Consider the following 26,610-nt stretch of genomic DNA (forward strand, 5'->3'; position numbering starts at 1 on the left):
GTCGCGCTCTATCTGCGTGTCTCCGCCCGCCACGAGGCCGAAAGCGACCTGTCAATCCCGCGTCAGCCTCGGTCTATGCCAACATCCTCTAGCACCTCGGCCCGGAGCAACCTCCCCTCCGAAATCCTCCGCGCCAGCAGGTCGATGAACGCGGCGTACCGTTCCTGGCCCTTGGCCGCGGCCGCCCGGTCCTCGACGCCGGACATGGCCGGCGTCACCTTCAGCCAAGTCTTCACGTAGAGCCCAATCGCCTCGTTGGCGATCGTCACGTCCCGCTCGAGCCGGTCGAGTTGCCGCGACATCCGGTCCAACCGGCGAAACAGCGCCGCCTCCCCCGCGGCGCCCGAATAGACCCGGAAGTCGGGGCCCTTGGGGCTGGTCTTGTCGACCGGGCGGAATTGCACCGTCCGAACGTTGAGGCTCAAGCTGCGGATGGACCCCGAGAAGGTCCCGTTGGCGTTGGCCGTGAAGGTGCCGATGATAGCCATGTCGTCTCTCCGATCTGAACCGAGCCGCGCCGATCGCGGCCTCGATGGCGATCTTGAGACCGGGCCCAGGCCCGCCCCGCAGCGCGCCGAAGACCTGTCGCCCGGCGAGCCCGCAGCCTTGGCGAAGGACCAAAGAGCACGGGTTTGTTGCCTCGCGAGGAATGGGCGCTCGCGCCCAGGGGAAGAAACCTGGACTCGCGGTTGCGGTGGCGGAACGGGTCCCGGTCAGATCAGGCCAGAAGAGGACGCGGTCGACGCGCTCGTTTCAGATCACCGGAGAGATGACCTGTTTGTCGTCGGCCCCCTTCGCGGACAAGGCCAACCCAACCTTCTCGGGGGCCATTCGCAGCTTGAGCCTCAACCTCGCGACGGTGCGCCCGCCCGGTCGACAAGGCCTGCCCCAAGGGCTTCGGCTTGCGCGTCCATTCCGGCGCCGCGGTCTTCGGCGCGGCCGGGAACGAAGATCTCCAGGGACGGCCAGGATTACTTGTCGGTCACCCTGGACGACCCCAGCTTCACCGAGGAAATGAACGCCGCCCTGGTCGTGATCGATGGCGTCCACAGCCTGGTCTGGTCGCGTCCCGACGACAAGACGGTAAAGCCGGCGACCAAAGCCGAATAGTTCGCCAAGGGCCCGCTCCGCCATCCGGCGGGGCGGGCGCCGGCGCGCGATCGCACCGGTTTCGAGGTCGAAGACTGTCTGGTTTCAAGCCGGCCAGCCGACCGCGATCCCAGCCGGGCCAGGGCAGAGGCGCAAAGCGCGCTCAGACCTCCTCTTCCCAATCTAGCACCGTCAGCGGCGGCACGATGAAAGCGGCGGCCGCGAAGTGCTCGCGCAGGCGCGTCATCGTACCCAAAACCTCGACCGTCGCCTTGTCGACGAGGACGCGGTCGTCCTCGTCAGCGATAAAGCAGGCCGGCTCGCCCTGGCCAGTGAACACCACCCGCTCGGCGCTCCAGGATCCTGGATAGGATCCCGACCAGCGCGCGAACGGTACGCCGTGCGCGACGCACCAGGCTTCCAGTTCGTCAAATTGCCCGCCGGTCACTTCGCGGGCGACCAGCCGCAGCGGCTGGCCCTGAAGCAGATCCTGCGCCCTGAACCAGGGGCCATCCCAGTCGGTTGACAGACCTTCGTCGGCGATGAGACCGGCCATTTCGACAAAGGTCTCGCGATCAAGCGCGCCGCCCAGGGTGATCGTCGCGGAACAGCGATCGGACATTACGGCCTCCTGTTGGGAAGGGAGGCGCCGCCGCCGGGCGGACGCCTCGCCGGTTGGGTCAATATTCTTCGGGCAGCAGCAGGGTCAGCACGCGTCGGGTCACCGCCGGATCCGAAGGATCGGGCGACCCGGCCACCAGGTTCTGGTCGTAATAGTCGATCTTCCAGAACACCCGCCGGCCCTGGATGACCAGCGAGCCAAAATCGCGCTCGCCATAGGGGTCATCGTCCGGGTCGAAACGGTCATAGGCCATCACCGCAGCCATAGCCTCGGCGACGAAAAGCCGACCAAGGTTGGCCAGACCGCTGGTGAAGTACCAGCCAAGCCCCGGCGTGCGCCGCAGGGCGTCGTTCAACTCGGCGATCCGAGCGCTTCTGGTGTCGTCCATTGATCCCTCTCCTTGGGGCTGGGGTGCAGGCGCAAGGCGCGCCTGAACCCCTGCCCGTCGGCGAGACCGGGGGTGCAAACGGAGGGGCGGCTTCGCGGGGACCCGGCTGCAGGGCCTGGGCTGGACACGAATGGGCAACTTCACATCCCAGGTCCGAAGCGGGGCAGAAGCCGATCCGAAGTGCGCTGGGGGCGGAGCCCCAAGCCACCTGGCCGCGCAGCGGCCAGAACCAAGGCCGCGGCAGCGGCAAACAGACCCACGCGCTCGCCCCGAGCGCTTCTTCGCAAAATGAAGACTGCAAGGAGCCCGCGCTCGCGCGTGGCGGGAAGCGGCGCCGAGCGGCCGGCGGCGACCTCAAAGCTTATCTTTGAGGTCGCCCGCCAGGCGTCGCGCCCGAGGGAGCGGCGAAAGCCGCGGGACCGAGCGTGACCGCAGGCCGCTCTCCGGTTCTGGCGAAGCTGCGGAGCGCAAGCGAGCGGCGCAGCCGCCCTGGCATCGAACCGGGCCAAGCTTCGGGTCGACGTGGGCTCACACGAACATCCCGTGGCGTCGGACCCTTGCGATCCTGCCGTTTCATTGTCTTTGGCGCTGCCGGATACATGGCTCTGGTAAGCGCCTTGCCCTTGCGAAGCCAAACCCCAAACTCACCGCATCAAGCGGAGTTTCCGGCATGCGACAGCTCGACCTCACCGCCCAAGATCAACATCAGGCGACGGATCGCCTCGCCTATCGGGTCAAGGAGGCCGCCGAAAGCCTGGCGATCAGCCGCAGCCGCTTCTACGAGTTGGTCGCGGCCGGCGAAATCCGCGTGTTGAAGGACGGATCACGCACGCTGGTGCGCCGGAGCGAACTGGTGGCCTATCTCGATCGCCTGGAAGAGGCTGGCGACGCGCTCAATCGGCGAGCGCGCCGGCGCTCGCCCAGTCGTTCATGAGGGCGTGACGCTTGGCGAACATGTCGCCGCGTCGGTAGGCGGCTTCGACCTTGTTGGCGACCTTGTGCGCCAGGGCCATCTCGATCATTTCGCCGGGATAGTTGGTGGTCTCGTGAGCCCAATCGCTGAAGGTGCTTCGGAAGCCATGGGTCGTCAGGTCGCTGCGCTTTAGGCCCTTGAGGACCTTGAGCAGGCTCATGTTGCTCAAGCCCTTGCCCGCCCGCAGGCCAAAGAACACCGGGCCGGTGGGCTCGGCCGGCTGCTCCGGCGCGCCCCTGCCCCGCCAGCGCCTGGCGTCGACCTCGAGCCACCGCACGTGCATGGCCTCGAGGATGGCGATCGCCGGCGCGCTGAGCGGAACGCGGTGATCCCGTTCGGCCTTCATGCGCTCGGCGGGGATGGTCCACACCTTCTTGACCAGGTCGATCTCGCTCCAGACCGCGCCGACGACCTCGCTGGTGCGCGCGGCCGTCAGGATCGCAAATTCCAGCGCCCGCGCGGCCACGCCTTGGACCTTGGCCAGCCGTTTCATGAAGTCGGGGAGTTCCGGATACGGCAAGGCGGCATGGTGCTGAACCTTCGCCACCTTGGCCTTGGCCGGCAGGATCTTGTCCAGATGGCCTTTCCAGCGGGCGGGATTGTCGCCTGCGCGGTGGCCATAGACCGTGGCCCAATCGAGCACATTCTCGATCCGGCCGCGCACGCGGCTGGCCGTTTCGGTCTTGGACTGCCAGATGGGCTCGAGCACGGCCAGGACGTGGCGCGTTTCCACCTCGCCGACTGGCAGCTTGCCGATGCGCGGCGTGGCGTAGGTCGTCAGCGTGCTCTTCCACTGCTTGACGTGCTTTTCATTTCGCCAGGCGGCCTTGTTGGCCTCGATATAGGCGTCCACGGCATCTTCGAAGGTGACGCCGCTGCCCTGCTCGAGCTTTTGGTCGGCCTCGGCCTTGCGACGCTCCTCGATCGGATCAAGGCCTTGGATGCGAAGCTGGCGCGCGTCCCTGGCCGCGGCGCGCGCCTGGGCGAGCGAAACGGTATGGGCTGGCCCCAGGCCCATTTGCCGCTGGCGCCCCGGGACCCTGTAGCGAAAAATCCACGAGCGCCCGCCGTCCCCCATGATCTGGAGGTACAGACCGCCGCCATCGGCATGGAGTCCCGGCGCGTCGAGTCGCCGGACCTGAAGGGCGTTCAGACGTTCAAGAAGCCGGGCCACTACCCACACTCCTACCCACTCACCTGACGTCGACTGTGCTGGATCTGACTGGACGCGTCCAAACACGATTTCGCGATTTTCCCTTGTAGAACAAGGAATTTAGCGGACCCGCACGGACGCTGATGGACGGCTATGGATGGGGTGGTGGCGGAGACGGAGGGATTCGAACCCTCGATACCCTTTTGGGGTATGCCGCTTTAGCAAAGCGGTGCCTTCAGCCTCTCGGCCACGTCTCCTCCTGAGAGGGAGCGGTTCGATAGCCTGTTCGCGGCGGCATGACAACGCGCTGTCTCGAAAAATCCGCGTTAACGCGAAGCTCAGACCGCGAGGCTAGGTTGAACCCTGTTCTACAAGGGGTCTGAGCTTCATGTCGTCTGCTATCGCACATACGGAACTCGAGGCGGCCATCGCGACGGACGGCTCGACGGCGTCCGGTGTCGTGATCGGCAACGACCTGGCCGAGGCCAAGGGCCGGCGCGGTCCGTTCCGGCCGGGACGCCTGGTTCCGGCCCGGGCCCGGATGCAGGTGCGCAGCCTGTCGCGGCTGTTCCGCGTGGTCGACGGCCTGGCCTTCGCCGCCGTCACCGCCGCCGCGATCGCCATCGCCCGCGCCGCGCCCGAGGACTATGCGCCGCTGGTCCTGGGCGCCCTGGCCCTGCTGCCCGCCCTCTACATGCTGGAGGCTTACACCTTCCACCGCCGCGAGACCCTGGGCCGCCAGGCCCTGCGGGTGTCGGCCGCGTTCGGCGCCGCCGCGGTGGTCGTGGCGCTGGCGACCCTGGTCTTCGGACGAGGCCAGGCGGACGTCGCCCTGGCGGCCGGCTGGGCCGTGGCGCTGGCCGTGACCACCGCCGGGCTGCATGTGGCCTGGTGGCGCGTCGTCGACCACGGCCGTCGCGAAGGCCGCCTGACGCCGAACGTCGTGGTGGTGGGCGCGACCGCCAACGCCGAACACTTCATCCGCGCCGCCCTGGCCACCGGCGACGTCAACGTGCTGGGCGTGTTCGACGACCGCGCCGACCGCGCCCCGCCCCAGGTGCTGGGCGTGCCGGTCCTGGGCGACACCGGCGCCCTGATCGGCCACCGCATCATGCCCTTCGTCGACCGGGTGATCATCGCGGTGAGCGCCACCGCCCAGGCCCGCGTCGACCAACTGGTCGAGCGCCTGGAAGTGCTGCCCAACCCGGTCAGCCTGTTCGTCGACCTGAACCGCGACGCCCAGCGCAACGCCTCCCTGGCCCACTTCGTGGACCTGTCGGGCGCGGCCACCGACGCCCGCCGGGCCTTCGTCAAGCGCGCCCAGGACCTGGTGATCGGCTCGCTGGGCCTGCTGGTCGCCGCGCCGGTGATGCTGCTGGTCGCCGTGGCCATCAAGCTGGACACCCCCGGCCCGGTGTTCTTCCGCCAGCGTCGCCACGGCTTCAACAACGAGGCGATCCTGGTCTGGAAGTTCCGCTCGATGCGCCACGAGGCCGCCGACGCCAAGGCGGCCCGCCAGGTCACCGCCGGGGACGACCGCGTCACCAAGGTCGGCCGGTTCATCCGCAAGACCAGCCTGGACGAGCTGCCCCAGCTGTTCAACGTGCTGCGCGGCGAGATGTCGATGGTCGGCCCCCGCCCCCACGCCATCGGCATGAAGAGCGGCGACGTGGAGTCCGAGACCCTGGTCGCCCGCTACGCCCACCGCCATCGCATGAAGCCCGGCGTCACCGGTTGGGCGGCGATCAACGGCTCGCGCGGGCCGGTCGACACCGCCGAGCAGGTGCAGGAGCGCGTGGCCCTGGACATCGAATATATCGAGCGTCAGTCGTTCTGGCTTGATCTCTACATCATCGCCATGACTATCCCCTGCCTGCTTGGGGACCGGTCGGCTGTGCGCTGAGGACCAAACATGTTCTGGCGTGGCGTACTCGGATATCTGCCGGTCAATATCGCCCAGGGCGTGGTTGGCCTGCTCACCATCGTCCTGTTCACCCGTGTCCTGACGCCCGAGCAGTACGGGGTCTACGCCCTGGCCTTCTCGGTCCTGAGCCTGACCCAGACCATCCTGCTGACCTGGACGGAGGCGGCGATGGCCCGTTTCCACGCCCGCCAGGACGCCGACGGCCGCCTGCCTGATCACTTCGCCACCCTCTACCGCCTGTGGTTCGGCCTGGCGCTGGTCGCGCCGATCGTCGCCGCCGGCGTGCTGCGCTTCGCACCGCTGTCAGCCCCGATGAAGGTGGCCGTCGCCGCTGCCTTCGCCGGTGCGGTGGTCAAGAGCCTGGCCAAGCTGTCGCAGGAACGCCGCCGCGCGGCCGGCGAGGTGTCGGGCGCGGCCCTGCTGGACATCGTCCAGACCGTGGGCGGCTTCGTGCTGGGCCTGGTCCTGGCCCTGGTCGGGCTGGGGGGCGCGGCGCCGCTGCTGGGCATGGGGGCCATCTCGCTGCTGTGCCTGGTGTTCGTGCTGCCGGCCGAGCTGCGTCGCTCCACGGGCGGCCGCTATGATCCGGCCATGGCCAAGGCCTACGCCGCCTATGGCGTGCCGGTGGCGTTGTCGCTGGTCCTGGCCCTGGTGTTGTCGACCACCGACCGCTTCCTGCTGGCCGCCTTCCTGAACGAGCAGGCGGTGGGCGTCTATCACGCCGGCTATTCCCTGGGCTCGCGGACCCTGGACGTGGTGTTCATCTGGCTGGGCATGGCCGGCGGACCGGCCCTGGTCGCGGCGCTGGAGCGCGGCGGCCACCCCGCCCTGAAGGACGCCGCCCACGAGCAGGCCGGCTTCATGGTGCTGCTGACCCTGCCCGCCGCCGTCGGCCTGGCCCTGGTCGGCCGGCCGCTGGCCCAGGTGATGGTCGGCCCCGATCTCAGCGCCGGCGCCGGCCACGTCGTGCCGTGGATCGCCGTCGCCGGCTGGCTGTCAGGCGTGACCACCTACTACCTGCTGCAGGCCTTCACCCTGGGCCGGAAGACCCTGATGCTGATCGGCTGCATGGCCATTCCGGCCGGGGCCAACGTGATCCTGAACCTGGCCCTTATTCCGCGCTTCGGCCTGGACGGCGCCCTGTGGTCGACCGCCGCCAGCTATGGCGTCGGCGCGGTCGGCGCGGCGCTCCTGGGCCGCCGGGCCTGCCCCCTGCCCGTGCCATGGGCGGCCCTGACCCGGTGCGGCCTGGCCTGCGCCCTGATGGCCGCCGCCGTGCTGGCCGTGCCGGCCTTCGGCGGCGTGGTCGAGTTGATCCTGAAGGCCTGCGCCGGCGCCGTGGTCTACGGCGTCGCGGCGCTGGCGCTCGACGCGGGCGGCGTGCGCGGCCGGGCCCTGGACATCCTGCAACGGCGATTGAAGCCCGCATGACCGTCGTGACCGAAACCCTGACCGACAACGCCGCCTGGGCCGCCTTGGACCAAAAGGACGCCGCGCCACGCCTGTCGGTGTTGATCCCCACCTATCGCGACGACCCCAGCGCCCTGCTCAAGGCCTTGGACGAACCCGGCGCCGACGCCGAGATCGTGTTGCTGGACGACGGCGGCGGCGACGCGGCCCTGACCCGGCGCATGGCGGCGCGCATCGAGAAACTGAAGTTGCCGGCCCGGCTGATCGCCCTGTCGTCCAACGAGGGCCGCGCCAAGGGCCGCAACCGCCTGGCCCGCCACGCCCGGGGGCGCCACCTGCTGTTCCTCGACAGCGACATGCTGCCCGATCCGATCGGCTTCCTGGCCCGCTGGGCGGCCGTCGCCGCGGACGATACACCCGTCGCCTTCGGCGGCTTCACCCTGGACCAGACCCCGCGCCGCCCCGAGCACGAGCTGCACCGGGCCATGGCGCTGAAGAGCGACTGCACCCCGGCCCCGGAGCGGGCCAAGGAACCGGAAAAGCACGTCTTCACCTCCAACCTGCTGGTCCGCCGCGACGTCTTTGAAACCATCGGATTCGACGAAGGCTTCGCCGGCTGGGGTTGGGAGGACGTCGAGTGGGCCATGCGCGTGGCCCAGCGCCATCCGATCCTGCACATCGACAATTCGGCCACCCATCTGGGCCTCGACACCGCCGCGACCCTGGCCGCCAAGTACGAGCAGTCGGCCGGCAACTTCGCCCGGGTGGTGGCCGCGCACCGCGACGTGGTCAGCGCCTATCCCAGCTACAAGGTCGCCACGAAACTGAAGGCCTTGCCGCTGCGCCACGCGTGGCGGCCAATGCTGAAGACCTTCGCCCTCAACGAGGCGGCCCCGACGCCGCTTCGCGCCCTCGCCCTGCGGCTCTACCGCGCCGCGCTCTATTCGGACGCCGTCTGATGCAGATCTCTCACGAGAAAGTCGACGCCTACGAGCCCGACCGCAGCCTGAAGGGCAAGGTCCGCCGCCGGCTGATCCGCCTGGCTCACCGCCGTCCGGCCCGGGTGAAGCTGGAGCGGCCGATGGTGTCGTTCAGCTTCGACGACGCCCCGGCCACCGCCTGCGAGGCCGGGGCCCAGGTGCTGGAGGCCCGTGGCCTGCGCGGCACCTACTATTTCGCCGCCGGCCTGACCGGGCGCGACGGGCCGATGGGTCGCTTCGCCACCGGGGACGACGCCGCCCGCCTGCACGCCGCGGGCCACGAGATCGCCTGCCACACCTTCTCGCACCTGGACTGCGGCCAGGCCTCGCAAGCCGAGACCCTGGCCGACATCGACCTCAACGCCCGGCATCTGGCCGCGTGGGGAACGGGCGCGCCCGTCAGCTTCGCCTATCCCTATGGCGATGTCGCCGCGCCGGCCAAGACGGCGTTGGCCGGGCGCTTCAAGACCCTGCGCGCCCTGCACCATGGCCTGGTCGCCAACGGCGCCGACCTCAATCAGGCGCCGGCCGTCGGCATTGAGGGCGCGGACGGCGAGCAGGTGGCGCTGGACTGGCTGGACAAGGCCCACCGGCGCAAGGCCTGGCTGATCCTCTACACCCACGACGTCTCGCCCCAGCCGTCGCAATGGGGCTGCACGACCGCGGCCCTGGAGCGGCTGGTCGACGGCGCGCTGACGGCGGGCTTCGACGTGGTGACGGTGGCCGAAGGCGCGCGGCGGATCGGGCTGTAGCCCGTCTCAGTCCGACTCCTTCGCCGTACCGCCCATCGTCGCGAAGCCGTGCGCCTCGGCCAGGCTGGCCTGACCCGCCGCGATGCGCGCCGATGGATTGGGACGCGGCTCGGCGACCTTGGTCAGGGTGTTGCGGTCGACGTGGCGGAACGGCGCGGTGCGGCCGCGCACCTGGAGCATGGTGGTGGACACGTACGACCAGCCGCCGTCGGCGTCGAAGCGCACCTCCAGCTCATAGGAATCCGTCCGAAACGCCCATTCCAGGAAGTCGGCCGAACAGATCCCGTAGCCGGGACCGCCCCGCTCGGCCCGGACGACCAGGCCGGCGCCGTCCGGCGTGGCGCGGCCGCTGGCCAGGGCCACCTGTCCGCGCGGAATGGCCAGGGTCTGCATGATCAGGCCGGTGGCCGGTTCCCAGAGCCAGTAGCCGACCTGGTCGTGGAACGTGGTGTCCTCGTCCGACGCGACGATATGGACGTGGTAGCGCAGGCCGTAGAGCAGTTGCGGTCCGTTCGCCTGGGGGTCGATCGGCTGGATCTCGATGCGTTCGAGATAGTCGCGCCGCTCGGGCCCGTCGGCCTTCGGGTTCAGGTCGACGCCCTTGCGCCCTTCCCAGACCCCGGCCAGCGGCCGCAGCGGGCCCAGATTGGCCAGGGTGTCCGGATCCACGTCCTCGGGTTCGCTGAAGATGTCTTCGGGGAAATCGATCATCGGGTCCTCGGGCCAAGCTCGGGCATTGCCTCTAGCGGCAAGGCCTTCGGCGTCAAGCCCAGGTCGGGGCGGAAAGCGCCTAGGCCATCCACCACAGCGCCAGCGCCACCATGGCCGGCAGGGTCTGGACCAGCAGGATCGAGCGCTTGACGGTCAGGCCGCCCCACACGCCGGCCACGGCCACGCAGGCCAGGCCGTAGAAGGCGAACGCCTTGGCCGTCACGTCGTCGGGCCAGAACAGGCCCAGCGCCAGGGCCGCGACCAGGAAGCCGTTGTAGCAGCCCTGGTTCGACAGCGCCGGCTTGACGATCGCCGCCGCCTGGTCGGTCAGGCCGAACACCCGCTTGCCCCGGGTGTCGAACAGCACCGTCTCCAGCAGGACGATATAGACATGGATCAGGGCGACGATCCCGGTGACGATCTGGGCGGCCAGCAGCATGGGTTGTCCCTCCAAAGGTGGGAGTGAGACCCGGTTCGTCCCCCAAAGCAACGCTTAGGCCTGGATCTCGCGGTCCGGGAAGGCCAGCTTGGCGGCGAAGGCCACGAACAGCACCCAGCGGAAATCGTTGTAGACCACCGCGATGCTCTCGGTCAGCGACACCAGGCTGTAGACGACCAGGAACGGGAAGGCCAACAGCGCGCCGCGGTCACGGAAGACGGCGATCACCGCCAGGGTCATGGTCTGCAGGTAGAACAGCCCCCAGGCGATCAGGCCCACCAGCCCCAGGCCCAGCCACTGCTCCAGCCAGCTGTTGTGGGCGTGCTGGGCCTGGAAGCCGGCGTTCTTGCTGATCCAGGCGAACGGCCCCCAGCCGCTCTTGTCGCCCCATACCGCGGAGTAGCCATAGCCCTGCCAGGGACGGTCCTCGATCTCGCGCATCACCGCGCTCCAGATCTTGGTGCGGCCGGTCAAGGTGGCGTCCTTGCCGAGGATGGCGAAGAACACGTCGGCGGCGAACAGGGAAAAGGCGATCAGCAGGACGACGCCGGTCACCCCCGCCCAGGTGGCCGCCGTGCCGACGGCCGGGCCGCGGCGAGCCACCAGCACGAAGCCGACGGCCCCCGCGCCCAACACCAGCGAGACCAAGGAGGTCTTGGAGGTCGACATCAGCACCAGCACCACCGCCAGCCCCGCAAAGGTCCACCACAGCCGGGCGCGCCTGGGGTTGAGCAGGGCCGCCGCCGACAGGATGCAGAAGCCGAAGGCCATGAGGCCGCCCAGGCCGTTCTTCTCGCGCCACAGGCCGCGCCAGGCGCCGGGGAACAGCTCGGTCATCACCCCGATGCGCGGCACGGCCAGGCAGACGACGAAGCAGGCGACGATCAGCACCGCGAAGGCCGCGCCCACCACCTCGGCCAGCTGCGGCCAGCGGAACCGCGCCGCCAGGGCCACGCCGCCCAGGGTGGTGCAGACCAGGGCGAAGCAGCGCCGCACCGTCTGGTCGGGATTCACCGACCAGAACATCGAGGCGACGGCCACCACCATCAGGGCCACCAGGAACGGCTGGCGGATCACCACTCGCAGGGTCGCGCCCGGCCGCAAGGCGATCAGGGCGAAACCGGCGGCGTAGGCGGGCAGATAGCCGACCCGCAGGATGGCCGAGCCCGCCTCGGTGGCGTTCTCGCCGACCGCCGGCAGTTCCCAGCCGCCGCTGAAGACCAGCAAGGCGAAGACGGCCAGGCCAAACAGCGCGATCTGCGAGAACATCAGCCGGGCGGGCGCGACGGGCGCCGCGCCGCGCACGACGCTCACGGCCCAGTCCTCACGGTAGAGCCCTCACGGCAGGATGGCCTTCAGGAACTTCGGCGGCTGGACCGAGGCCTGGTTGAAGAACACGCCGGCGGTGCGTCCGCCCGCCGAGGCCAGGGCGTCGCGCAGCAGGCCCGGCGGCCGCACGTCGGGCTGCTGGGCGCTGACCACCAGCACCGTCTGGTCCATGTGCTGGGCCAGGGTCAGGGCGGCCTGGGAGCGATCGGCCGACGGGCTGTCGACCACGATGATCTCGGCGTGACGGCGCAGGGCCGCCCAGTATTCGACGCCGGGCAGGATGTGCGCCTTCTGGCGGCCGCGCAGGGCCTCGCGGTTGAAGCGGGTCACCCAGAAGCGCGGTCCGCCCACGCTGTGGGCCGTCAGGTACTTGGCGTCGGGCCAGACGCCGCCGTCCGGCTTGGGGGCCGGCGGCTGGACGGTGAAGAAGGCCGAGCCGTCGGGCGAGGCCAGCGTCCCGCCGCCCAGCTGGCCATAGCGCTCGGGGTCGGCGGCGATGGCTTGGTATTGCGGCGAGGTGACTAGGTCCACGTCGATCAGCCAGGTCTTGCGGCCGGCCCGCTTGGCGGCGAAGCGGGCGAATTCGCGGGCGGCGGTCGAGGTCCCCTCCCCGCGTCGGGCGGCGACGAACTGGATGACGTGCGCGCGGCCGGGCGCAGGGGCGCCCAGGGACCCCCACAGCTCCGCCATCTCGACGTTCAAATCCACCATTCGCCGAATCGCCGCGCGTTGAAGTCCGTTTACCTTAAGGGCCAAACGCGCTCGCGCGAAAGGCGACGAAAGCGCTCAGGGTTGCAAGCCTCAGCGCTTGTAGTTGGCCGTGGCCAGCACGGGCAGGCCCAGGGTGCGCGAGGCGGACGCCGGGGTCTGCAGGCCGGGCCGCAGCAGCATGCGCACCAGGCCGGCGCAGGCGGCGGTGAAGGCCGCGAACAGGAAGGCCAGCACCATGACCGGCTTCTTCAGGCTCTTGCCGGTCGACGGGGCCACGGCGCGCTGGACGATGCGGATGTTGTCGCTGCCCTCGGCCGACATCTGCCGCTGGGCCTGGTCCTGCTGTTCCTTGACCGTGAAGTCCTTGACGTTCGACGACAGCACGTCGCGGTCGCGCGACAGCTGGTTGAAGGTGGGCTCCAGCTCGGAGAGCCGCAGCAGGCGCTGGTTCACGTCCTGGATCTGCTGGGTGTAGGCGTTCAGCGACTGCTGGAGCGCGGCGACCTCGGCGGTCAGGTCGTTCCGGGTGGACTGCAGGGTCTGCCAGATCGGGTTGGGGCCGCTGCGGCGCGCGCCCTCGCCGTTGGTGCGGCCCGACGACACGCCCTGCTGCAGCTGGGCGATCTGGGCGTCGATGTCGCGGACCGGCTGGGCGTCGGGACGATAGCGGGACAGCAGGCCCTCGCGGTCCAGCTTGAGCTGGGCCAGCTTGCTGGACGCCGACATGTCGCTGTCGCGGTACAGCACCATGTCAGTGGGGGTCCTGGCCAGCTCGGCCACGACCGCGGCCAGCCGGCCCTTGCGGTCCTGGAGCTGGGCCTCGGTGGCGTATTTCTGCGACTCGGCCTGGGCCTGCAGCTGGGTCAGGGCGGTCTTCTGGGCGGTGAAGTCGCCGATGTCGTTGCCCGACAGGAAGGCCTGGTAGGCCGCGTCGGTCTGGGCCAGCTTTTCGGTGAACAGCTCGCGCTGGCGCTCCAACCCGTTGTCGTCGCCGCCGATCAGCAGGTTGCGGCGATAGATCAGATATTCCTCGAGCAGGGTGTTGAGCACCTTCTCGGCGACTTCCGGATCCTCGTTGGAATAGGACAGCCGAATGATCGAGTTGTCGGGGGCGGTCTCGATCTTCAGGTTGCGGGCCAGGCCCTCGCGGCCCTCGGCCATCAGCTTGCGCTTCGCCTCGGGCGAGGCGACGGCGTATTTGGCGGCGCTGCCGGGAAAGACCCGGCCGAAGCCGACCTTGCGGATCACCCGCTCGCGCAGCTCGCCGCTGCCCAGGATTTCCGATTCCGACTGGATCACCTGATCGACGTCGGGCACCGCGCCGCGGGCGGCGTCACCGGCTCGTGGCTCGTAGACATATTCCTGGCCCAGGCGGACGAACAGGCTGGCGCTGGCGCTGTAGGTCTTCTTCATCGTGGTGGCGAACGCCAGGCCCACCAGGAAGATGGCCAGGAACACCCCCAGCATCAGCCAGCGCTCGCGCCACAGCAGGGTGACGAAGTCGGTCGGCGCATAGCGGGCGCGCGCCGACCAGTCGCTGCGCGACGGCGGGTCATGCGGCACACTGCTCCAGGCGCTCGTCGTCGACATGCGAATCCGATGGGTTCAATCTCAGTCTCACCCTGGCCGGAGCGCGCTTAAGGAGTCGTTACCCATTCCTGTTAAGACTTGTCGCATGCACAGGCGCACCATCCTTTCGGCGGCTTTCGCCCTGCCCTTCGCGGCCACCGGGCTCTCGCTCGGCCTGGCCGGCTGCGGCCACGTGGACCGCGAGCCGATCACCCCCACGGCCCGTCCGACGGCCACTTTTTCCGATATCGGCTATGCCGACTGGTCGGATCAGGAGCCCGACTACCGGTTCTATCCGGGCGACGAGCTTGAGGTCACCGTGCCCTCGGCGGCCGAGCTGAACAAGTCCGTGGTGGTCCAGCCGGACGGCCGCGTCGCTTTGCCGCTGATCGCGCCGGTCATGGCGGCCGACCGGACGATCGGCGAACTGGAGGCGGCGATCACCCAGGCCTATTCCAGCCAGCTGCTGCGGCCGCAGGTGCAGGTGTCGATCAAGTCGACGGTGCCGCTGAAGGTGTTCGTCGGGGGCGAGGTCGGCAATCCGGGCGCCTTCGACATGGCCGGCGACAGCGACGCGCTGCGGGCCGTCATCCAGGCCGGCGGGTTCAAGACCTCGGCCAAGCGCACGTCGGTGGTGATCATTCGTCGCGGCCCCAACGGCCGGGCCATGCTGCGGACGGCGAACCTGCTGTCGGGGATGACCGGCGGCCGGGCGGACCTGGTGCCGCTGCGCCGGTTCGACGTGGTCTATGTGCCGCGCAGCGGGGTGTCCGAAGCGGGCCTGTTCATGCAGCAGTACTTCCGCGACCTGCTGCCGATCAGCTTCAGCTACGCGATCAACGGCTTCAGCGGAAACTGAAGCCGCCGCCCCGCGCTGGGGGTCGACGGCTGAACCTCAGGTTCAGCCGTGGGCCAGCCATTCGCGCGCCTGGCGCTGGGCTTCGGCGACGTCCTCGCTGGCCATCTCCTGCGAGATTTCCTTGCGATAGACCTTGGCTTCGACCGAACCGCGCATGGCGGCCAGGTTGAACAGCATGTGGGCCGACACGTAGTCCAGCGGCGCGCCGCCCTGGCCGGTCGAATAGAGCATGCCCATGCGGAACAGCTCGTCGCCCGAGGCGTCGGCGGTCGGCAGCGGAATCCCGTGGATCGCGGCCGGCGGTTCGATACTCATCATCATGGCTTCAATTCCCCTTCCCAGCCCGCCTCGCCCCTCCGGCTCCGCTTGGCTCGAGAACAGAAAAGTCCATCGCCACTGAACATATAGTTAAAGGCGGCGACATCATGAATCTTAGCCGAGAATACATGAATCGTTTAGAGACATTACGTCGCATTCATGGGTGTTACTGAATGTAAACTGCCGTATACAGCACGTTAACGGGCGCGCTGGCCAAACAGCACCTTTCGGGCTTCTTCCTGAGCTTTTCCGGGCGCTTGCAGGCCCTGGCGGCGCAATTCGGCGCCCAGCTTGAAGCCCCGCTCGACGGCGTCGCGGGCGCCCATGCGCTCGAACCAGGCCTTCAGGTGCGGAAACTCGTCCAGAATGATGCCCTGGTTTTTCCACGGCACAACCCATCCCCAACAGGCGAAGTCGGCGATAGACAATTGGCCGCAGATGAAATCCCGCCCGTCCAGCCGCTTGTTCAGCACGCCGTACAGCCGGTGGGTCTCGTTGGTGTAGCGGATGGCGCCATAGGCGATCTGGCGCTGGTCGCTGACGATGGCGGCGGCGTACTGGCGGAAATGATGGGTCTGGCCGGCCATGGGGCCCAGGCCGCCCATTTGCCACATCAGCCACTGGTCGATCTCGACCCGCTCGCGCTCGCTGGTCCCATAGAACCGCCCCGTCTTGCGGCCCAGATACTGCAGGATGGCCCCGGACTCGAACACCGAGATCGGCTGGCCGTCGGGACCGTCGGGATCGACGATGGCCGGCATGCGGTTGTTGGGGCTTATGGCCAGGAAGTCCGGCTTGAACTGCTCGCCCGCCCCGATGTTCACCGGGATCATCGTGTAGGGCAGGCCCATCTCCTCCAGGGCGATGGAGATCTTCCAGCCATTGGGCGTGGGCCAGTAGTACAGTTCGATCGGACGGCTCATCCAGACGCTCCCTGACGCGCGACGACCTGAGGCAAGCCTTGCCAAAGGCAGGTTTTGTTTGACCACCAACATGGTCCCGTGGAGCGCCATCGCCAAGCCCACCCACGCTCCAGCCTGACGGCGCCGTTCAGATCAGGTTCAGCCGCCGAGGCGGAAGCTGTCTTCAAGGTCGAGGGATCAGGCGGTTTGAACAGCCGCCGACCGAAGTAAGGAGACGTCGGATATGAAGCGCCTGTTGCTCACCATCGCCGCCGTGGCCGCCGTCGCCGGGCCGATGGCCGCCGCCGCGAGCGACGCGTCCGCCCAGGATCACGGCCGCTGGGGCCATCGCGACGAGCGCGGAGACCGCGGCGATCGCGGCGATCGCGGCGGCCGCCATGATGGACGCCATGACGGCCGCTGGGACGATCGCGGCGGACGCTGGGACGGCCGCCACGACAACGGCCGTCACAACGGCTGGGACCGTGGCGATCGCTGGGATGGCCGGGACCGTTGGGACGGCCGCCGCTACAACGGCTACTATTACAACAACCGCTGGAGCTATGGCGCGCCGCCGGCCCATTACTATGGTCACCCCGGCTATCGCCCCGGCTACAACGCCTGGCGACGCGGCGGCTACCTGCCGCCCTATTATCGCGGCAACGGCTATGTCATCCACGACTACGGATACTATCGCCTGCGCCCGCCGCCCCGCGGTTACTACTGGTACCGCGCCGGTAACGACTATGTCCTGGCGGCGATCGCCACCGGACTGATCTTCGACATAATCAACAACTAGGCGATGTCGACCTGAAGCGTCTGGCGACGTTTTCCAAAACTCTTGGTAAGCGTCGCCATTCGCCACATCCTGGCCGCGTATGCGGCGAAATCGCCCGATTGGCGAGTTATTCCCACCGCATTCCCAGGTCAGCGTGGCGGCCGTGTCACTTTCCGACGCGACAGTAACGAGACGCTTCCATGACCAAGCTCCGCCTCACGGCCGCCGTCGCTGCACTGACCCTCGCCGGCTATGCCGGGTCGGCCCTGGCTCAGCAAACCGCGCCCACCGACCCGACCGCGCAGACCACCCAAAGCGCGCCCTCCTCGTCCACGACCTCGCCGTCCTACGGCACGGACCCGGCGGCCACCCCGGCCCAGGATCCGGCGGCTGACGCCAGCGCCAGCGGCACGCCCAGCTCCGCCACGGCTTCGGACACCTCGACCGACGCCTCGGCCCCCGCCGCCGACGCCAAGTCCGAGAAGAAGGCCAAGAAGCACCACAAGCCGGCCGGCTCCGAAACCGACCCGTCCGCCAGCTCGACCACGGACACGCCCAAGCCGTAAGGCCGCCGCTCCGTTCGTGAAAAGGGCCCGTCGCGCGAGCGGCGGGCCCTTTTGTCTTTTACAGCCTCACTGCGTCCTTCGAGGCCCGCTGCGCGGGCGCCTCAGGATGAGGAGCTTTGTTGCTGCTGAATTCCTCATCCTGAGGCGCGAGGCGCAGCCGAGCCTCGAAGGACGCACGGCGCCTAAAGCCCCAGCTTGCTCCGCAGCAGTTCGTTGACGGTGGCCGGGTTGGCCTTGCCCCCGGTCTCCTTCATCACCTGGCCGACGAACCAGCCGATGGCCTGGGGCTTTTCCTTCACGGCCGCCGCCTTGTCGGAATTGGCCGCGATCAGCTTGTCGATCGCCGCCTCGATGGCGCCGGTATCGTTGATCTGCACCAGGCCCCGCGCCTCGACGATCTGCGCCGGACGGCCCTCGCCGGCCCACATGTGCTCGAAGACCTCCTTGGCGATCTTGGAGCTGATGACGCCGGTCTCGATCAGCTCGACCAGTTGGGCGATGTCTTCCGGCGGCAAGGGCGAGCTGGCGATCTCGTGGCCGCCGGCCGACAGCTTCGACAGCAGCTCGTTGGTCACCCAGTTGGACACCAGCTTGGCGTCGCGGCCTTTCGCGGCGGCCTCGAAATAGTCGGCGCGGTCGGCCTCGATGATCAGCACGCCGGCGTCGTAGGCCGACAGGCCGTACTGGCTCTGCAGGCGCTGCTTCTTGGCGTCGGGCAATTCCGGCAGGGTGTCCTCGATCGCCTTCACCCACGCGGGATCCAGCACCAGCGGCAGCAGGTCCGGATCGGGGAAGTAGCGGTAGTCGTGCGCCTCTTCCTTGCTCCGCATCGACCGGGTCTCCAGCTTGTTCGGGTCGAACAGCCGGGTCTCCTGGTCGATCTTGCCGCCGTCCTCCAGGATCTCGATCTGGCGGCGGGCCTCGTACTCGATGGCCTGCTGGATGTAGCGGTAGCTGTTGACGTTCTTGATCTCGCAGCGCGTGCCCAGGTGGCTGAAGCTGCCGGTCTCGCGGAACTTCTCGTAGTCGCCGGGACGGCAGACCGAGACGTTGACGTCGGCGCGCAGGTTGCCCTTCTCCATGTCGCCGTCGCAGGTGCCCAGATAGACCAGGATCGTGCGCAGCTTCTTGACGTAGGCGGCGGCCTCTTCCGAGCTGCGCATGTCGGGCCGGGAGACGATCTCCATCAGCGCCGTGCCCGCGCGGTTCAGGTCCACATAGGTGGCGTTCGGATCCTGGTCGTGCAGCGACTTGCCGGCGTCCTGCTCCAGGTGCAGGCGCTCGATGCGCACGTCGAAGGTCGTGCCGTCGTCGCGCTCGACGGTCACCACGCCCTCGCCGACGATCGGCTGGTCGAACTGGCTGATCTGATAGCCCTGCGGCAGGTCGGGATAGAAGTAGTTCTTGCGGTCGAAGCGGCTCTTCAGATTGATCTGCGCCTTCAGCCCGAGGCCGGTCTTCACCGCCTGCTCGACGCAGAACCGGTTCAGGACGGGCAGCATGCCGGGCATGGCCGCGTCCACCAGGCTGACCTGCTGGTTCGGCCCCGCGCCGAAGCCGACGGCGGCGCCGGAGAACAGCTTGGACACGCTGGCGACCTGGGCGTGGACCTCGAGGCCGAGAACGATTTCCCAGGGGCCGGTGCGGCCTTGGATCACTTTGGAAGAGGCGGTTTCGGTCATGTCTCAATTCCTGGCCACATAAGGCGGCCATTAACTTAGATCCCTTCCCTCCCCCTTGTGGGGAGGGTAGCCCCGAAGGGGTCGGGTGGGGCTCGCTGCGCTCAGGGCCTGACAAATCACGCCCACGACCGCGTCGATATCCTCATGCACCGCACGGGTCGGAAAGCGCAAGGTTTGGAAGCCCGAGCGACGGAAAACTTGGTCGCGATACGCGTCGTGAGCAGCCTGTTCCAGTTCCTCGTGATGCCCGTCCACTTCCACGACGAGGCGTCGGCCGAGGCAGATGAAGTCAGGATAATACCCCAGCAGCGGCGCCTGCCGCCGGAAGTGAAAGCCGTCTGCTCGCAGCGACCGGAGCCGCACCCACAGGCGAACTTCCTGCACGCTCATCACCTTCCTTAGCGCTCTCGCGCGTTCGACGCTCATGGCTCGATCCCCCACCCGACCCGCTGCGCGGGCCACCCTCCCCGCAAGGGGGAGGGACGATCGAGGAAAGGCGACGCTGAAATGGAACTTTCGGGCAATTGGAAAAATGACCACTTCTTGTCAAACTAGAGGTCATTCCTGGCCAACCGGAACCGCTAGGGTCACCTCTCGTTGACTCCTCGAACGCGAATAACTCGCAGGAGGAAATCATGGCTGTTCTGAACCTCGATGCTAGCGAACCTTATGTCGCCCCCGCGACCACGGCGGACTCTTCGGCTCTATTTCCGAGCGCGCCCGTCTATGCTCGCACGCCGACCAGGAAGTCTTCGTCCAACCTGCCGCTGATGATCGGCCTGCCGGTGCTGGCCGTCGCCGCCGGCGGGCTGGCTTGGGGGCTGATGAGCCGTCCGGCCCAGACCCCGACGACGGGGGAGGCGCCGGTCGCCAAGGTGGCCGAGGCCCAGCCCCTGCCCACCACCCAGCCGCCGGCCCCGATGCCGACCCCGGCGCCCGCCGCCGCCACGCCCGCCGCGACCCCGGCTCCGACCCAGGTGGCTCGCGCCGAGACGGCGCCGCCGCCGCGGGTGACCCAGCCCGCCCGTCGCAGCGCCCCGGCCCGCCGCGCGGCGCCGGAGACCGCGCCCGACGCCGGCTCGGCCTCGGAGAACGTCAGCGCCACGGTTCCGGCCCCGGTCGCCGCGCCCGCCCCGGCGCCGGTGATCGCCGCCCCGGCCGCGTCGACCCCCGCCCCCGCTCCGGCTCCAACGCCCGCTCCGGCGGCGGTCCCCGCCACGCCGGCCACGCCGATGTAATCGTGGCGCAAGCCTAAAAGAGAAGGGCGGCTCCTCCCGGAACCGCCCTTTTTCTTGATCGCTCGTTCCTAGCGCCGCGCCTTGCGACGAAATCAGACCGCTGGCCTGCGAACCGTGAACAGGTCCTGCCCGCCGCCGTACCGGGTCGGCGGCAGCCAGCCTCCGAAGAGAACGTCGGCCGGCAGATCCAGGCCGCCTTGGCGGATCGCGGCGACCAGGCTGGCCAGCGGATGGGCTATGGCCCGCTCCGGGGACTTGGGGTCGATCACCATGGCGCCGTCCCGCCAGGGCTTGAAGTCCAGATGACCTTGCCCTTGCTGGATCGCGGCAATTCGCTCGGGCGTCAGCGCGTAGGCGGTAAACATGAAACGTCCGCCCGGCTTCAACACCCGTCGCGTCTCGGCCAGATAGTGGCTGATGGAGTCCAGCGTCATGTGGCTGAAGACGGAGGTTGCGAAGGCCACGTCAACGGACGCGTCCTGGACCGGAAACTCGAAGGCCGTCTCGGCGATCGAGCCGCCAGACCGATATTCCCGATTTCTGACGTCGGCGTGAACGAAGCGAAAGTCGGGTCGCCGCGCGCCGAGGGTTCGCCTGCACGTGGAGATGGCTGACTTGGAGACATCGAAGCCGACGTAGCCGGCGCCGTCCCCCAGCCAGGCGGCCAGCGGCATGGCCATCCGACCCGTGCCGCAACCGATATCCAGAACGCGGCTGTCACGGTCGAGGCCGGCATGCTCGATCAACAGCGCCAGGGTCTCGCGGCCGGCACGGGCGAAATCGCCGCCGCCGACGTTGTGGACGCTCTGCCAGGAATCGCCGCGGCGTTCGGGATCCGCCAGCCGGACGGGCAGGCTCATGAGGTCGAGCATCGCGCCCGACGCGGCCCGGCGAAACGGCGGAGGCAGCAGGCCCGCGGCCTTCCGCAGAAAGAGCGGCGTCATCGCCTGCCCGACCGCCTGAGAGGCGACGAAGACGTCACGGACTTCAAGACGATTCCTCCTGGACGGAAGGAAGGAGGATGGCAGGCTCGAAACTAGCCTACCACCACTTCTTCGCCTTGACGTTGAATCCCGCCGCCTTTTCCAGCGCCCCGGCCACCGAGAACACCGTCCCCTCGTCCAGCGGCTTGCCGATGATCTGCAGGCCCAGCGGCAGGCCGTTGGCGTCCAGGCCGGCCGGCAGGGACAGGCCCGGCAGGCCCGCCAGGTTGGTCGTCACCGTGAACACGTCGTTCAGGTACATGGCGATCGGGTCGTTGCTGTTCTCGCCCAGGCCGAACGCCGCCGACGGCGCCGTCGGGGTCAGGATGGCGTCGACCTTCTCCCAGGCGTTGTCGAAGTCCTCGGCGATGCGGCGGCGCACCTTCAGCGCTTTCAGGTAATAGGCGTCGTAATAGCCCGCCGACAGCACATAGGTGCCGATCAGGATGCGGCGCTTGACCTCGTCGCCGAAGCCCTGGGCGCGGGTGTTCTCGTAGACCTCGGTGAGGTTGCCGCCCTCGGCCCGCAGGCCGTAGCGCATGCCGTCGTAGCGGGCCAGGTTCGACGACGCCTCGGCCGGGGCCACGATGTAATAGGCCGGCAGGGCGTACTTGGTGTGCGGCAGGCTGATCTCGACGATCTCGCAGCCGGCGTCCTTCAGCCAGGCGATCCCGTCGGCCCACAGCTTCTCGATCTCGGCCGGCATGTTGTCGACGCGGTATTCCTTGGGGATGCCGATCCGCAGCCCCTTGACCGACTTGCCGACGAAGGCGGCGAAGTCGGGAACCGGCACGTCCAGGCTGGTGGAGTCCTTGGGATCGTGGCCCGACATCGAGGTCAGCAGGATCGCGGCGTCCTCGACGGTCTTGGCGATCGGGCCGGCCTGGTCCAGCGAGCTGGCGAAGGCCACGGTGCCCCAGCGCGAGCAGCGGCCGTAGGTCGGCTTGATGCCCACGGTGCCGGTGAACGAGGCTGGCTGGCGGATCGAGCCGCCGGTGTCGGTGGCGGTGGCGCCCAGGCACAGGTCGGCGGCCACGGCCGCGGCGCTGCCGCCCGAGCTGCCGCCCGGGGTCAGCGCCTGGTTCGAGCCGGCCTTGCGCCAGGGATTGACCACGGGACCATAGGCGCTGGTCTCGTTCGATGAGCCCATGGCGAACTCGTCCAGGTTCAGCTTGCCCAGCATCACCGCCCCGTCGCGCCACAGCTGGCTGGTGACGGTCGACTCGTAGGATGGGACGAACGGCTCGAGGATCTTCGAGGCGGCCGTGGTCGGCACGCCCTGCGTGCAGAACAGGTCCTTGATGCCCAGCGGAATACCGTCCAGCGGGCGGGCGGCGCCAAGAGCACGTCTTGCGTCCGAGGCGGCGGCCATCGACAGGGCCTGGTCGGGCGTCTCGACCAGGAAGGCGTTCAGGCCGCGCGCGGCCTCGACGGCCTCGATATGGGCCTGGGTCAGTTCCACCGAGGTGAAGTCCCCGGCGGCCAGCCCGTCCAGCGCGCCCTTCAGGGTGAGAGAGGTCAGCGCGCTCATTATTCGACCACCTTGGGGACCACGAAGAAGCCGCCCGCCGACTTGGGGGCGTTGCCGGTGACGAGGTCGGCGTCGCCGCCCATGGTCACCACGTCGTCGCGCAGCGGCAGGCCGGCGTGCACGACGCTGGTCAGCGGCTCGACGCCGTCGGTGTCGACCTCGGCCAGCTGCTCGATCCACGTCATGATGCCGTTGAGCTCCTGGGCCAGGGCCTCGATGCGCTCTTCGGGTTCGGCGATGCGGGCGAGCCGCGCGACCTTCCGCACGGTGGCGGCGTCAATGGCCATGGGGGCCTCCTGAAATTCGAGCGTGTGGGTTAGCCGGCTGACGGCAGGGTTTCAAGGCGCGGTGTTTGTTTTCAACCTCATCCTGAGCCCGTCGCCCCTTTGAGTTTTGGCTGGCGGAGCCAGCCACGGGGACGAGGTTGACGCGCTGTGCGACGTCCTCGTCCTTCGACAAGCTCAGGATGAGGACGTAAGAGTGGGCCATGCCCGTTCTCGACATCGCCGAATTCGCCGCCGCCCTTCCCGACTATCGGCCGATCGTCGGCCTGGATCCGGGCGAGAAGACCATCGGCGTGGCCGTTTCGGACGTCACCCTGACCGTCGCCAGTCCCCTGGCCCTGATCAAGAAGGGCAAGTTCAGCGACGACGCCAAGACCCTGTTCCAGCTGATGGACAGCCGCAAGGCCGTCGGCATCGTCATCGGCCTGCCCATGAACATGGACGGCACCGAGGGCGTCCGCTGCCAGTCCAACCGGGCGCTGGGCCGCAACCTGCTGCGCCTGAACCCCGACCTGCCGATCACCTTCTGGGACGAGCGCCTGTCGACCGCGGCCGTCACCCGGGTGCTGATCGACGAGCACGACGTCAACCGCAAACGCCGCGGCGAGGTGGTCGACAAGATGGCCGCCGGCTGGATCCTGCAGGGGGCGCTGGAGCGGATCCGGGGGATCAACGAAGCGGCGGGCAAGGGGTTCTGACGCCCTGCGTCCTTCGAGGCTCGCCTGCGGCTCGCACCTCAGGATGAGGAGCTTAGTATTGGAATTCCTCATCCTGAGGCGCCCGTGAAGCGGGCCTCGAAGGACGCAAGGCGACCGACGAATCCTTCCCTCCCCGCCCAAAGCCCCGTATGACGCCCACTCATGACGGCCAAGCCCCCGCCCCATGAGCCCGCCGACCCGATCGAGACGATCCGTCAGCGCATCTTCTCGTTTCCCCGTCGCCACTTCCTGTCGGCCGGCGACCTGAACGCCTTGCAGGCGACCGACCTGCTGGACCTGGCCGACGCCTTCGTCGCCCTCAATCGCCAGACGACCAAGTCCCTCGACATCCTCAAGGGCCGGACGCTGATGAACCTGTTCTTCGAGAACAGCACCCGCACCCAGTCCAGTTTCGAGATCGCCGGCAAGCGCCTGGGCGCCGACGTCGTCAACATGAGCCCGCGTACCTCGTCGATCACCAAGGGCGAGACCCTGATCGACACGGCCGTGACCCTGAACGCCATGCGCCCGGACCTGCTGGTGGTGCGCCACGCCTCGTCCGGCGCCGCCAGCCTGCTGAGCCAGAAGGTCAGCGGCAGCGTGATCAACGCCGGCGACGGCCAGCACGAGCACCCGACCCAGGCGGTGCTGGACGCCCTGTCGATCCGCCGCGCCTTCGGCCGGGTCTCTGGCCTGACCGTGGCGATCTGCGGCGACGTGCTGCACAGCCGCGTGGCCCGCTCGAACGTCGCCCTACTGCACACGCTGGGCGCCAGCGTCCGGCTGGTCGGCCCGCCCACCCTGATGCCGGCCCAGGCCGAGCGCTGGGGCGTCACCGTCCATCACGACATGAAGGCGGGCCTGGCCGGGGTCGACGTGGTGATGATGCTGCGCCTGCAGCTGGAGCGGATGCAGGGCGCCTTCGTGCCTTCGACCCGCGAATACTTCCGCTTCTACGGCCTGGACCGCGACAAGCTGGCCAAGGCCGCGCCCAAGGCCAAGGTCATGCATCCTGGACCGATGAACCGGGGCGTCGAGATCGATTCCGACGTCGCCGACGATCCGGAGATCAGCCTGATCCAGGACCAGGTCGAGATGGGCGTCGCCGCCCGTATGGCGGTGCTGGCGAGCCTGGCTCATCGGCTCGAGGAGCATGGGAAGTGAGAGGCTCTGCGTCCTTCGAGGCTCGGCTGCGCCTCGCACCTCAGGATGAGGATGTTAGCGGCCACAAAGCTCCTCATCCTGAGGCGCCCGCGCAGCGGGCCTCGAAGGACGCAGGGCATATCGAGATCAGCCAATGAACGGTCCCACGCCTCCCCTCGCCCTGATCAACGCACGCCTGGTCGACCCCGAGAGCGGCTATGACGGCCCCGGCGGGGTAATCGTCTCCGAAGGCGTGATCGCCGACGTCGCCAAGGGCCGCGAGTTCGGCAAGCTGTCCAAGGACGTCCGGGTCATCGACTGCGGCGGGGCCATGCTGGCCCCCGGCCTGATCGACCTGCGGGTCAAGACTGGCGAGCCCGGGGCCGAGACCAAGGAAACCCTGGCCAGCGCCGCCAAGGCGGCTGCAGCGGGCGGCGTGACCAGCTTCGTCGTCCAGCCCGACACCGACCCCGCCGTCGACGACCCCAGCGTCGTGGACTTCATCCTGCGCCGCTCGCGCGACATCGACGCCGCCCGGATCCTGTGCGCCGGGGCGGCGACCAAGGGGCTGAAGGGCGAGCAGATGGCCGAGATCGGCCTGATGCGCGAGGCCGGCTGCGTCTATGTCACCGACGCCGACCGGCCGATCGTCGACAGCAAGGTGATGCAGCGCATCCTGACCTATGCGCGCGGCTTCGACACCCTGCTGGCCCACCGGCCGCTGGATCCCTGGCTGGCCAAGGGCGGCGCGGCCACCGGCGGCGAGTTCGCCGGCCGCATGGGCCTGCCCTCGATCTCGCCGATGGCCGAGCGGATCATGCTGGAGCGCGACGTCGCGCTCCTGGAAGCGACGGGCGGGAGGCTGCTGGTCGACCAGGTCACCAGCGCCCAGGCCCTGGAGACCCTGGCCCGCGCCAAGCAAAAAGGGCTGAGGATCCACGCCAGCGTCTCGATCAACCATCTGTCGTTCAACGAGCTGGACATCGGCGACTATCGCAGCTTCGCCAAGGTCACCCCGCCCCTGCGCGGCGAGGACGACCGCCAGGCGCTGATCGAGGCCCTGGCCTCGGGCCTGATCGATATCGTGGTCAGCGCCCACGCCCCGGCCCCGGCCGAGGACAAGCGCCTGCCGTTTGACGAGGCCGCCCCCGGCGCCGTGGGTCTGGAGACCCTGCTGCCGGCCCTGCTGAGCCTCTATCACGAGGAGCGCCTGCCGCTGGTCGACCTGATCCGCGCCGTCACCCTGGCTCCCGCCGCCCTGATCGGCCTGCAATCGGGCCGCATCGCCCCCGGCGCCCCGGCCGACTTGGTGCTGTGCGACCTGGACGCCCCGCTGATCATCGACGCCGGCAAGCTGCTGTCGAAGTCCAAGAACTCGCCGTTCGACGGTCGCCGGCTGCAGGGGCAGGTGCTGATGACGATCGTCGACGGCCGCGTGGTGCATCGGGCGGAGGGGTAAGGCCCTCCGTCCCTCCCCCTGTGGGCAGGGGAATCGCATATGGATTTTTGGTCCGAACGGGATTCTGAGGGTGTCTCCTTGTGAGAGGGAGACGGTCGGATGGAGACGTTCGCGGCTTG

At 68.7% G+C, this 26,610-nt stretch carries 31 protein-coding genes and 1 tRNA gene; 14 read left to right on the top strand and 18 right to left on the bottom strand.

Going from position 1 to position 26,610, the window contains the following annotated elements; genetic code table 11:
- Positions 1-62: 62 nt before the first annotated feature.
- Complete coding sequence (locus ASD47_RS26275) at positions 63-488, bottom strand: DUF736 family protein (protein WP_082564717.1); 426 nt, start codon at positions 486-488, stop codon at positions 63-65.
- A gap of 487 nt (positions 489-975) precedes the next feature.
- Here ASD47_RS26275 and ASD47_RS27295 point away from each other — a divergent pair, with 487 nt between their 5' ends.
- Entirely contained in the window at positions 976-1,110 is a 135-nt protein-coding gene (locus ASD47_RS27295) for a DUF736 family protein (protein WP_200945281.1), read from the top strand.
- Between the two features lie 142 nt (positions 1,111-1,252).
- Here ASD47_RS27295 and ASD47_RS20370 read toward each other — a convergent pair whose 3' ends face one another.
- Both ASD47_RS20370 and ASD47_RS20375 read right to left on the bottom strand, forming a co-directional pair.
- The gene (locus tag ASD47_RS20370; protein WP_056760389.1) at positions 1,253-1,711 is read right to left on the bottom strand and encodes a hypothetical protein; all 459 of its coding nucleotides are present in this window, start codon (positions 1,709-1,711) and stop codon (positions 1,253-1,255) included.
- A 58-nt stretch (positions 1,712-1,769) separates the two neighbouring features.
- Positions 1,770-2,099, bottom strand: coding sequence for a DUF3768 domain-containing protein (locus ASD47_RS20375; RefSeq protein ID WP_056760393.1), 330 nt, complete (start codon positions 2,097-2,099; stop codon positions 1,770-1,772).
- Between the two features lie 670 nt (positions 2,100-2,769).
- Here ASD47_RS20375 and ASD47_RS20380 point away from each other — a divergent pair.
- On the top strand, positions 2,770-3,033 hold the full coding sequence (locus ASD47_RS20380) for a helix-turn-helix domain-containing protein (RefSeq protein ID WP_056760396.1): 264 nt from the start codon (positions 2,770-2,772) through the stop codon (positions 3,031-3,033).
- On the opposite strand, the gene ASD47_RS20385 is transcribed toward ASD47_RS20380, so the two are convergent.
- On the bottom strand, positions 2,993-4,246 hold the full coding sequence (locus ASD47_RS20385) for a site-specific integrase (RefSeq protein WP_082564719.1): 1,254 nt from the start codon (positions 4,244-4,246) through the stop codon (positions 2,993-2,995). The genes ASD47_RS20380 and ASD47_RS20385 overlap by 41 nt on opposite strands.
- A gap of 145 nt (positions 4,247-4,391) precedes the next feature.
- Positions 4,392-4,482 (bottom strand) — tRNA-Ser (locus ASD47_RS20390).
- A 131-nt stretch (positions 4,483-4,613) separates the two neighbouring features.
- Here ASD47_RS20390 and ASD47_RS20395 point away from each other — a divergent pair.
- Genes ASD47_RS20395 through ASD47_RS20410 form a run of 4 tightly spaced genes read left to right on the top strand, consistent with a single transcriptional unit; the run spans position 4,614 to position 9,291 of the window.
- Complete coding sequence (locus tag ASD47_RS20395) at positions 4,614-6,128, top strand: exopolysaccharide biosynthesis polyprenyl glycosylphosphotransferase (protein ID WP_056760401.1); 1,515 nt, start codon at positions 4,614-4,616, stop codon at positions 6,126-6,128.
- Positions 6,129-6,137: 9 nt separating this feature from the next.
- Positions 6,138-7,580, top strand: a complete 1,443-nt coding sequence (locus ASD47_RS20400) for a lipopolysaccharide biosynthesis protein (protein ID WP_056760404.1) — start codon at positions 6,138-6,140, stop codon at positions 7,578-7,580.
- On the top strand, positions 7,577-8,518 hold the full coding sequence (locus ASD47_RS20405; RefSeq protein WP_056760406.1) for a glycosyltransferase family A protein: 942 nt from the start codon (positions 7,577-7,579) through the stop codon (positions 8,516-8,518). Before ASD47_RS20400 ends, ASD47_RS20405 begins: the two co-directional genes overlap by 4 nt.
- Positions 8,518-9,291, top strand: coding sequence for a polysaccharide deacetylase family protein (locus tag ASD47_RS20410; RefSeq protein WP_056760409.1), 774 nt, complete (start codon positions 8,518-8,520; stop codon positions 9,289-9,291). Before ASD47_RS20405 ends, ASD47_RS20410 begins: the two co-directional genes overlap by 1 nt.
- Positions 9,292-9,297: 6 nt before the next feature.
- On the opposite strand, the gene ASD47_RS20415 is transcribed toward ASD47_RS20410, so the two are convergent.
- The 5 genes from ASD47_RS20415 to ASD47_RS20435 all read right to left on the bottom strand — a co-directional run bounded on the left by ASD47_RS20415 (position 9,298) and on the right by ASD47_RS20435 (position 14,071).
- Positions 9,298-10,002, bottom strand: a complete 705-nt coding sequence (locus tag ASD47_RS20415) for an FABP family protein (protein WP_056760412.1) — start codon at positions 10,000-10,002, stop codon at positions 9,298-9,300.
- A gap of 79 nt (positions 10,003-10,081) precedes the next feature.
- Positions 10,082-10,441 carry a DUF1304 domain-containing protein gene (locus tag ASD47_RS20420; protein WP_056760414.1) on the bottom strand — a complete coding sequence of 120 codons (360 nt, stop codon included), beginning with the start codon at positions 10,439-10,441 and terminating at the stop codon, positions 10,082-10,084.
- A 54-nt stretch (positions 10,442-10,495) separates the two neighbouring features.
- Positions 10,496-11,710: an O-antigen ligase gene (locus tag ASD47_RS20425; protein WP_056760537.1), complete on the bottom strand. Its 1,215-nt coding sequence runs from the start codon at positions 11,708-11,710 to the stop codon at positions 10,496-10,498.
- A 69-nt stretch (positions 11,711-11,779) separates the two neighbouring features.
- A complete protein-coding gene (locus tag ASD47_RS20430) occupies positions 11,780-12,481 on the bottom strand; it encodes a hypothetical protein (protein WP_056760418.1) in 702 nt (233 codons plus the stop codon).
- 90 nt (positions 12,482-12,571) lie between these two features.
- On the bottom strand, positions 12,572-14,071 hold the full coding sequence (locus ASD47_RS20435) for a GumC family protein (RefSeq protein ID WP_056760422.1): 1,500 nt from the start codon (positions 14,069-14,071) through the stop codon (positions 12,572-12,574).
- An 85-nt stretch (positions 14,072-14,156) separates the two neighbouring features.
- Here ASD47_RS20435 and ASD47_RS20440 point away from each other — a divergent pair, with 85 nt between their 5' ends.
- Positions 14,157-14,909 (top strand): polysaccharide biosynthesis/export family protein, encoded by a 753-nt coding sequence (locus tag ASD47_RS20440; protein WP_056760425.1) that lies wholly within the window; start codon positions 14,157-14,159, stop codon positions 14,907-14,909.
- Positions 14,910-14,951: 42 nt separating this feature from the next.
- On the opposite strand, the gene ASD47_RS20445 is transcribed toward ASD47_RS20440, so the two are convergent.
- Positions 14,952-15,230: a sel1 repeat family protein gene (locus ASD47_RS20445; RefSeq protein WP_035081619.1), complete on the bottom strand. Its 279-nt coding sequence runs from the start codon at positions 15,228-15,230 to the stop codon at positions 14,952-14,954.
- A 194-nt stretch (positions 15,231-15,424) separates the two neighbouring features.
- Positions 15,425-16,150, bottom strand: coding sequence for a glutathione S-transferase N-terminal domain-containing protein (locus tag ASD47_RS20450; RefSeq protein ID WP_056760427.1), 726 nt, complete (start codon positions 16,148-16,150; stop codon positions 15,425-15,427).
- Between the two features lie 223 nt (positions 16,151-16,373).
- Between ASD47_RS20450 and ASD47_RS20455 the strand changes: the two genes are divergently transcribed.
- Entirely contained in the window at positions 16,374-16,928 is a 555-nt protein-coding gene (locus ASD47_RS20455) for an RcnB family protein (RefSeq protein ID WP_056760431.1), read from the top strand.
- Between the two features lie 179 nt (positions 16,929-17,107).
- A complete protein-coding gene (locus ASD47_RS20460) occupies positions 17,108-17,473 on the top strand; it encodes a hypothetical protein (protein ID WP_056760433.1) in 366 nt (121 codons plus the stop codon).
- A 58-nt stretch (positions 17,474-17,531) separates the two neighbouring features.
- Here ASD47_RS20460 and ASD47_RS26760 read toward each other — a convergent pair whose 3' ends face one another.
- Genes ASD47_RS26760 through ASD47_RS20470 form a run of 3 tightly spaced genes read right to left on the bottom strand, consistent with a single transcriptional unit; the run spans position 17,532 to position 19,581 of the window.
- Positions 17,532-17,630: a hypothetical protein gene (locus ASD47_RS26760; RefSeq protein ID WP_156402348.1), complete on the bottom strand. Its 99-nt coding sequence runs from the start codon at positions 17,628-17,630 to the stop codon at positions 17,532-17,534.
- Positions 17,631-17,655: 25 nt separating this feature from the next.
- Positions 17,656-19,155: an Asp-tRNA(Asn)/Glu-tRNA(Gln) amidotransferase subunit GatB gene (gene gatB, locus ASD47_RS20465; protein WP_056760438.1), complete on the bottom strand. Its 1,500-nt coding sequence runs from the start codon at positions 19,153-19,155 to the stop codon at positions 17,656-17,658.
- A 30-nt stretch (positions 19,156-19,185) separates the two neighbouring features.
- Entirely contained in the window at positions 19,186-19,581 is a 396-nt protein-coding gene (locus tag ASD47_RS20470; RefSeq protein ID WP_056760442.1) for an endonuclease domain-containing protein, read from the bottom strand.
- 209 nt (positions 19,582-19,790) lie between these two features.
- Here ASD47_RS20470 and ASD47_RS20475 point away from each other — a divergent pair, with 209 nt between their 5' ends.
- Entirely contained in the window at positions 19,791-20,393 is a 603-nt protein-coding gene (locus tag ASD47_RS20475; RefSeq protein WP_056760445.1) for a hypothetical protein, read from the top strand.
- Positions 20,394-20,485: 92 nt separating this feature from the next.
- On the opposite strand, the gene ASD47_RS20480 is transcribed toward ASD47_RS20475, so the two are convergent.
- From ASD47_RS20480 to gatC, 3 genes are all read right to left on the bottom strand, one after another.
- The gene (locus ASD47_RS20480; protein ID WP_056760450.1) at positions 20,486-21,337 is read right to left on the bottom strand and encodes a class I SAM-dependent methyltransferase; all 852 of its coding nucleotides are present in this window, start codon (positions 21,335-21,337) and stop codon (positions 20,486-20,488) included.
- Between the two features lie 97 nt (positions 21,338-21,434).
- A complete protein-coding gene (gene gatA / locus ASD47_RS20485; RefSeq protein ID WP_056760453.1) occupies positions 21,435-22,907 on the bottom strand; it encodes an Asp-tRNA(Asn)/Glu-tRNA(Gln) amidotransferase subunit GatA in 1,473 nt (490 codons plus the stop codon).
- Positions 22,907-23,194 (bottom strand): Asp-tRNA(Asn)/Glu-tRNA(Gln) amidotransferase subunit GatC, encoded by a 288-nt coding sequence (gatC, locus tag ASD47_RS20490; RefSeq protein WP_056760456.1) that lies wholly within the window; start codon positions 23,192-23,194, stop codon positions 22,907-22,909. Before gatC ends, gatA begins: the two co-directional genes overlap by 1 nt.
- Before the next feature lie 200 nt (positions 23,195-23,394).
- Here gatC and ruvX point away from each other — a divergent pair, with 200 nt between their 5' ends.
- The 4 genes from ruvX (at position 23,395) to pyrC (ending at position 26,491) form a co-directional block, all read left to right on the top strand.
- Positions 23,395-23,889, top strand: coding sequence for a Holliday junction resolvase RuvX (ruvX, locus tag ASD47_RS20495; protein ID WP_035081601.1), 495 nt, complete (start codon positions 23,395-23,397; stop codon positions 23,887-23,889).
- Positions 23,890-23,913: 24 nt separating this feature from the next.
- Positions 23,914-24,042 (top strand): hypothetical protein, encoded by a 129-nt coding sequence (locus tag ASD47_RS27745; RefSeq protein WP_230983920.1) that lies wholly within the window; start codon positions 23,914-23,916, stop codon positions 24,040-24,042.
- 9 nt (positions 24,043-24,051) lie between these two features.
- The gene (locus ASD47_RS20500) at positions 24,052-25,053 is read left to right on the top strand and encodes an aspartate carbamoyltransferase catalytic subunit (protein ID WP_056760459.1); all 1,002 of its coding nucleotides are present in this window, start codon (positions 24,052-24,054) and stop codon (positions 25,051-25,053) included.
- Positions 25,054-25,186: 133 nt separating this feature from the next.
- Positions 25,187-26,491 carry a dihydroorotase gene (gene pyrC, locus ASD47_RS20505; protein ID WP_056760464.1) on the top strand — a complete coding sequence of 435 codons (1,305 nt, stop codon included), beginning with the start codon at positions 25,187-25,189 and terminating at the stop codon, positions 26,489-26,491.
- Positions 26,492-26,610: the final 119 nt, after the last annotated feature.

This window comes from Caulobacter sp. Root1472 (assembly GCF_001426985.1).
Classification (GTDB): domain Bacteria; phylum Pseudomonadota; class Alphaproteobacteria; order Caulobacterales; family Caulobacteraceae; genus Caulobacter; species Caulobacter rhizosphaerae.